Source organism: Halapricum sp. CBA1109, from assembly GCF_009741825.1.
Classification (GTDB): Archaea; Halobacteriota; Halobacteria; order Halobacteriales; family Haloarculaceae; genus Halapricum.
Genome location: NZ_WPCA01000193.1, coordinates 1 through 4,175 on the forward strand (window position 1 = coordinate 1; position 4,175 = coordinate 4,175).

At 72.8% G+C, this 4,175-nt stretch carries 1 protein-coding gene and 2 pseudogenes; all 3 read left to right on the forward strand.

Features of this window, described 5'->3' with window-relative positions; genetic code table 11:
* Window positions 1-84 precede the first annotated feature (84 nt).
* A pseudogene (locus tag GJ629_RS14800) lies at window positions 85-1,860 on the forward strand (hydantoinase/oxoprolinase family protein).
* A pseudogene (locus tag GJ629_RS14805) lies at window positions 1,857-3,393 on the forward strand (hydantoinase B/oxoprolinase family protein). The pseudogenes GJ629_RS14800 and GJ629_RS14805 overlap by 4 nt, the downstream one beginning before the upstream one ends.
* Window positions 3,394-3,426: 33 nt before the next feature.
* Window positions 3,427-4,175: hypothetical protein (locus GJ629_RS14810; RefSeq protein WP_157513711.1), on the forward strand; the 749-nt coding region annotated here is incomplete at its 3' end.

Genomic DNA, 4,175 nt, shown 5'->3' on the forward strand with positions numbered 1-4,175 from the left:
ACCCGGAGGCGGTCGACCGGTTCCGCCACGGACGACCGTCGCCGTCACGCCCTGCTTGCGGGCGAAGGCGCGGAGACGGCACTGGTGACCACCGAGGGCTTTGCCGACGTGCTGGCCATCCGTCGGCAGGACCGCCCGGCGCTGTACGACGAGAGCGTCGCGCCGCCGGAGCCGCTGGTCCCGGCCGAGCGCCGCTACACCGTCGCCGAGCGGGCGGGCCCCGACGGCATCGAGCGCCCGCTTTCGACCGACGAGGTAGCCGACGTGGCCGAGGACATCGAGGCCGACAGCGTCGCCGTCAGCTTCCTCCACGCCTACGCCCACGACGCCAACGAGGCGACGGCCGCGGCGATGCTCCGGGACCGACTCGGACGCCCCCGTCAGCGCCTCCCACGAGGTGCTGCCGACCGTGAGGGAGTACGAGCGCACCGCCACGACCGTCGCAGAAGCCTACGTTACGCCGGTCGTCGACTCCTATCTCGACCGCCTGCAGGACCGGGCCGCCGCGGCCGGCCTCCCCGACCCCCGCGTGATGCAGAGCAACGGCGGCATCGCCGACGCCGAGACGGTCAGAGAGCACGCCGCGACGACGGTGCTGTCGGGCCCGGCCGCGGGCGTCGTCGGCGCGACGCTGCTCGGCGAGGACGTGGTCACGTTCGACATGGGCGGCACCTCAAGCGACGTGAGCCTGATCGAGGACGGCCGACCGCTGCGGACTACCGACGCCGACATCGGCGGCCACCCCGTCCGGGTTCCGATGGTGGACGTCCACACCGTCGGGGCCGGCGGCGGCTCTATCGCGTGGGTCGACGACGGCGGCGCGCTCCGGGTCGTCCGCGCTCGGCCGGTGCCGACCCCGGCCCGGCCTGCTACGGCAACGGCGGCACCGACCCCACCGTGACCGACGCCGCGGTCGTGTTGGGGTATCTCGGCCCCGACACGACGCTCGGGGAGGACCTGACGCTGGACGCGGACGCCGCCGAGGACGCCCTCGAGGAGTTGGCCGCGGCCGCGGACCTCCCGGACGCGAGTGCCGCAGCCAGCGGGGTCTACCGGGTCGCCAATGCCGCGATGACCCGCGCCATCCGGACGGTCACCGTCGAACGCGGCCACGACCCCCGAGGGTTCGCGCTGGCGGCTTTCGGCGGGGCCGGCCCGATGCACGCCGCTGCCCTCGCCGAGCGACTCGGTATCGACCGCGTGGTCGTCCCGCCCGCAAGCGGCGTCCGCTCGGCGGTCGGACTGCTCGGCGCCGACGAGTCCCACGACGCCCTCCGGACGGTCCGGACCCCCCTCGACGGGGCCGACACCGACCACGTCGAGAGTGTCTACGCCGACCTGCGCGACCGGGTGCTGTCCGAGAGCGCCGACCCCGAGGCGGCGACGGTGGCCCGCACCGCGGCCTGTCGCTACGCCGGCCAAGCCTTCGAACTCACCGTCGACGCACCGGACCCGTTCGACCCCGACACCGTTCGGAAGCGATTCGAAGCGGCCCACGACGACGAGCGGGGGTACGTCCTCGACGACGAACCGGTCGAGGTGATCGACCTCGGCGTGACGGCGACGACGCCCGGCGACCCGCCGTCAATCAGCCACGACCCCGCGGGCGACCCGGAGGTGGGGCGTCGACCCGCAGTGTTCGACGGCGAGGAAGTCGAGACGCCCGTCTACGACCCCGCGAAGGTGCCCCTCGACCGGACGGTCACCGGCCCGGCCGTCTTCGAGGGCGCAGAGAGCACGACCGTCCTGCCGCCGGGGTGGACGGCCAGCCCCGACGACCGCGGTGCGCTCGTCCTCTCCCGGGAGGGCGAATCGAGAGAGACAGAGAATAACGGAGAGACCAGAGGTGACAACCTATGACCGAACTCGATGCAGTCGAACTCGAAATCGTTAGGAACCAACTCGAAAGCGTGGCCGAGGAGATGGGCGAGGTGCTGATCCGCGGGGCGTACTCGCCGAACATCACCGAGCGTCGGGACTGCTCGACCGCGCTCTTCGACGCCGACGGACGGCTGGTCGCACAGGCCGAACACATCCCGGTCCACCTCGGGGCGATGCCGGCGGCCGTCGACGCCGTCCGCGAGCGTGACCCCCGGCCCGGCGACGTGGTCGCGCTGAACGACCCGTTCCGCGGCGGGACCCACCTCCCGGACATCACGCTGGTCTCCGCCCGTCGCGCCCGACGGCGAGATAATCGGCTACGCCGTCTCGCGCGCCCACCACGCCGACGTGGGCGGCACCAGCCCCGGGAGTATGCCCGCCGGAGCGCGTGAGATACATCAAGAAGGGCTCCGTCTGCCACCGGTACGACTCGTCTCGGAGGGGGAGCTCGTCGCGGACGTCGAGTCGCTGCTGCTGGCGAACGTCCGGGCGCCGGCCGAGCGGCGGGCCGACCTCCGGGCCCAGATAGCGGCCAACGAGCGCGGCGGCGAACGGGTCGGTGACCTCCGGGCCGACCACGGCGACCTCGGGCCGGCGTTCGACGCCGTGATCGACTACTCCCGCAAGCGGATGGCCGGCGAGATAGCGGCGCTGCCGGACGGCACCTACACCGCCGCGGACTGTCTGGAAGGCGACGGCGTCACCGACGAGGACGTTCCAATCGAGGTGAGCGTGACCGTCGACGGCGAGTCGATGCGCGTCGACTTCGCGGGGACGGCCGAACAGGTCGACGGCAGCGTCAACGCGCCGCTCGCCGTCGCGAAGAGCGCCGTCTACTACGTCCTGCGGGTCGTCACCGACCCGGACATCCCGCCGAACCACGGCTGTTACGAGCCGGTGACGGTCACGGCGCCGGAAGGGTCGCTGTTGAACCCCGACCCGCCGGCGGCCGTCAGCGGGGGCAACGTCGAGACGAGCCAGCGGGTCACCGACGTCGTCCTCGCGGCGCTGGCCGAGGCGGCACCGGAGCGCGTCCCCGCGGCGGGCCAAGGGACGATGAACAACCTCCTGATCGGCGGGCCCGAGTTCGCCTACTACGAGACCATCGGCGGCGGGGCGGGCGCGCGGCCCGACGGCGACGGCCTCTCTGGCGTCCAAGTCGGGATGACGAACACGCTGAACACGCCGGTAGAGGCGCTGGAAGCGGCCTACCCGCTGCGTGTCGAGGCGTACGGGTTGCGGACCGACAGCGGCGGCGCGGGCCGCTACCGCGGCGGCGACGGCCTGATCCGGGCCATCACCACCGAGACGGACGCGACGGTGTCGCTAGTGACCGAGCGGCGGCGGCGCGGACCGCCCGGGCGGGCGGGCGGCGAGGACGGCGCGGCGGGGGCCAACTACGTCGACGGCGAGGTAGTCGAGGCGAAGACGACCCGGGAGGTGCCCGCCGGGACGACGATACGGGTCGAGACGCCCGGCGGTGGCGGGTTCGGCGACCACGTGGAACGGTAACACTCAAACCACAGGATTCCGAAGGCCGAGACAGTGAACCGCAACCGGGCGTTCGTCTTCGCAGTCGCACTGCTCTGTGTGGCCGGGCTTGCCGTGGCGGCCGCGACGGTCGACGTGCCGCGGTCCTCGGACCCGGCGACCGGCAACGACACCGGGAACGGGACGGGCAGCGAGGCCGGCGACGAAGTGCAGGACCGCGAGAGCGGCGACGCGTCGCTCACGGTGCCGCCGTTCGCGCGATGGCTCGCGCTCGCCGTCTTCGCCGTGGCGCTGGTGACGACGGTCCTGATCGGCATCAAGCAGGTCGGACGGGACGACGCGAAACTACTCCTCGTGATGATCGTCGCCCTCGCGGTCGTCGGGGCGGTCGCGATGTCCATCTTCGGCCAGCCAGTCGTGCCCGCACAGAACTCGACAGTCGTCAACGACACCAACGACACGGGCACGACCGGCGGCGACAGCGGCCGTGACGTCGAAGGCGAGCCAAAGACATCACTGGACGTCCCCATCGTCCTCGTCGGGGTGTTCGGGCTGCTCGCCATCGCGTTGGTCGCGGCCATCGCGCGGTACTCCGGGAGCGATTCGGCCGCCGACGTGACCCTCGCCGCGAGCGCCTCGAACGAGGGCGGCGGGGAGAGCGTGGGGGCCGTCGGCGAGGCCGCCGGGCGCGCGGCCGACCGATTGGAGATGTCGGGCGTCGACGCGAACAACGCCGTCTACGACGCGTGGCGGGAGATGACGGCCGCGCTTTCGGTCGAGCGACCGGCGACGACGACGCCGAG